Source organism: Endozoicomonas sp. ONNA2, assembly GCF_024606365.1.
GTDB lineage: Bacteria > Pseudomonadota > Gammaproteobacteria > Pseudomonadales > Endozoicomonadaceae > Endozoicomonas.
The window spans coordinates 1-1,599 of sequence record NZ_JAHHPO010000298.1 but is presented as its reverse complement, the minus strand read 5'-3'; the positions used below and the strand labels follow the sequence as shown (position 1 = coordinate 1,599).

Annotated in this window: 4 protein-coding genes; all 4 read right to left on the bottom strand. The window is 49.5% G+C overall.

Annotation, left to right across the window (positions count from 1 at the left end; genetic code table 11):
- Positions 1 to 240: 240 nt before the first annotated feature.
- The 4 genes from KDK14_RS05335 to KDK14_RS05320 all read right to left on the bottom strand — a co-directional run bounded on the left by KDK14_RS05335 (position 241) and on the right by KDK14_RS05320 (position 1,477).
- Positions 241 to 525, bottom strand: a complete 285-nt coding sequence (locus tag KDK14_RS05335) for an addiction module antidote protein (protein ID WP_257263983.1) — start codon at positions 523 to 525, stop codon at positions 241 to 243.
- A gap of 59 nt (positions 526 to 584) precedes the next feature.
- Positions 585 to 761, bottom strand: coding sequence for a hypothetical protein (locus KDK14_RS05330; protein WP_257263982.1), 177 nt, complete (start codon positions 759 to 761; stop codon positions 585 to 587).
- A gap of 171 nt (positions 762 to 932) precedes the next feature.
- Positions 933 to 1,124, bottom strand: coding sequence for a hypothetical protein (locus KDK14_RS05325; RefSeq protein ID WP_257263981.1), 192 nt, complete (start codon positions 1,122 to 1,124; stop codon positions 933 to 935).
- A 47-nt stretch (positions 1,125 to 1,171) separates the two neighbouring features.
- Positions 1,172 to 1,477, bottom strand: coding sequence for a transposase (locus tag KDK14_RS05320; protein ID WP_257263980.1), 306 nt, complete (start codon positions 1,475 to 1,477; stop codon positions 1,172 to 1,174).
- Positions 1,478 to 1,599 lie beyond the last annotated feature (122 nt).

The following is a 1,599-nucleotide window of genomic DNA, read 5'->3' as shown; positions in this document are numbered from 1 at the left end:
CACTCCCTTGAACCTGACCGGGGTCAGGGCCCATAGAGGCCGAAGACCTGATGAGGTGGGAGTGAGCGGATTCCATCAGGGCCAGAGGCATTGAGACCTCACCCCAAAGGCCGGTCTCTTAATGAAGAGAATGGAAGCATTACTGTCATGATGGAAAACTTTTTCTTGCAATGCGGGGCGGACCATATATGACCCCGGTTTTGCGGTTTCCTGCAAGGAATCAACCCGCCCCCGGTTTTTTCATACCAAAGAAGGTTTCAGGGACAATCCCAAAGCCTGTAACACCACCAATAAGGTCTTGAGGGTTGGACTCCCCTCCCCACTGAAAGAGCGATAAAGTTGCTCCCTTGATAAACCAGTCTCTCTGGCAACATCTGCCATCCCTTTAGCCCTGGCGGCAACACCAATTGCTTCTGCTATATAGCCGGAATCACCCGTGGAAAAGGCTTCCAAAAGGAAAGTCTCAATTTCTTCAGGGCTGTTCAGGTAATTGGCAGGGTCATAGTCATAAATGGGTTCACTCATCATTGATCTCCTTAGCCAGCCTTTTTGCCAAAATGATATCCTGATTTTGGCTGGATTTATCACCACCACAAAGCAAGAAAACCTCTCTGTTTTCGGTAATAAATACGATAGCCAGGCCCAAAGTGAATACGAAGCTCGCAGACTCCACCACCAACGTATCTGGAGTCACCGGGGAGACCGTAAGCAAGCCGGAAGGTGCGGTCGATGATGATCGCTCTTGCCTTTCGATCCTTCATATTTATGAGCCACTTCTTGTACGTGTCAGTCTGTTTTAGTGTAAAAATCAAGGGGACGTGCAGGTTTCCGCCGTTGCTTATGGGGCTCTTCAGAAAGCGCCTTACCTTTCACCGGCTGTTCAATATATTGCTGTTGGTCAGAAACAAACTGATCATCACCCGGTAGATCTGCTATTTGGGATGGACCCAAATATTGATACCCACCCCTGCCAGCACAAAAGCAGCAATACGTTCACAGGCTCGCTCCCGATCTTGTGAAAACTGCAGCAGCATGGCATCGGTAGCCAGCCAGTCTGGTGAAGGTAGCTCACCGAGGGTATAACGGTAACTGCTCCACAGCCACTCAGCGGGATGACCAACCATACGGGCTCAACACCACATAACGGCTCAACTCCAGAAGGTATGCTGACTTATCCACCAGAATGGCTTTGTAACGCCCCTGAAAAAGTTGGCCAACCCGCCCATAGCGTCCGGGTGGTATAAACACCATTCAACTGTCGCATACCAGCAGAAAGGTTACTGTCCGGAGTCTCCACCACCAGGTGATAATGATTGGTCATCAAACGCCAGGAATGAATTGTCCAGTGAAAACGGTCACAGACCTCGGCCAGGGTATCCAGGAACAGATTGAAATCCACTTCTTCCCGGTAAATTGGGTTGCGTTCATTCCCCCGGGAAGTCACATGGTACAGCGCACCTGCGTATTTAATTCTCAATGGCCTGCTGACTTTTTATGCCTTTTTATGCCCCCAGCTTATAAACAAGGAGCTATAAAAGTAGAACAGGGTTAATGGGCGTCAAGAATCAAGACCTGACCCAGGTTTTCTGACCCCGGTTT

Excerpts from the sequence above, each read along its gene's own strand:
- KDK14_RS05325 (WP_257263981.1), bottom strand. The coding sequence starts at position 1,124 with ATGGTTGGTCATCCCGCTGAGTGGCTGTGGAGCAGTTACCGTTATACC.
- KDK14_RS05335 (WP_257263983.1), bottom strand. The coding sequence starts at position 525 with ATGAGTGAACCCATTTATGACTATGACCCTGCCAATTACCTGAACAGC.
- KDK14_RS05330 (WP_257263982.1), bottom strand. The coding sequence starts at position 761 with ATGAAGGATCGAAAGGCAAGAGCGATCATCATCGACCGCACCTTCCGG.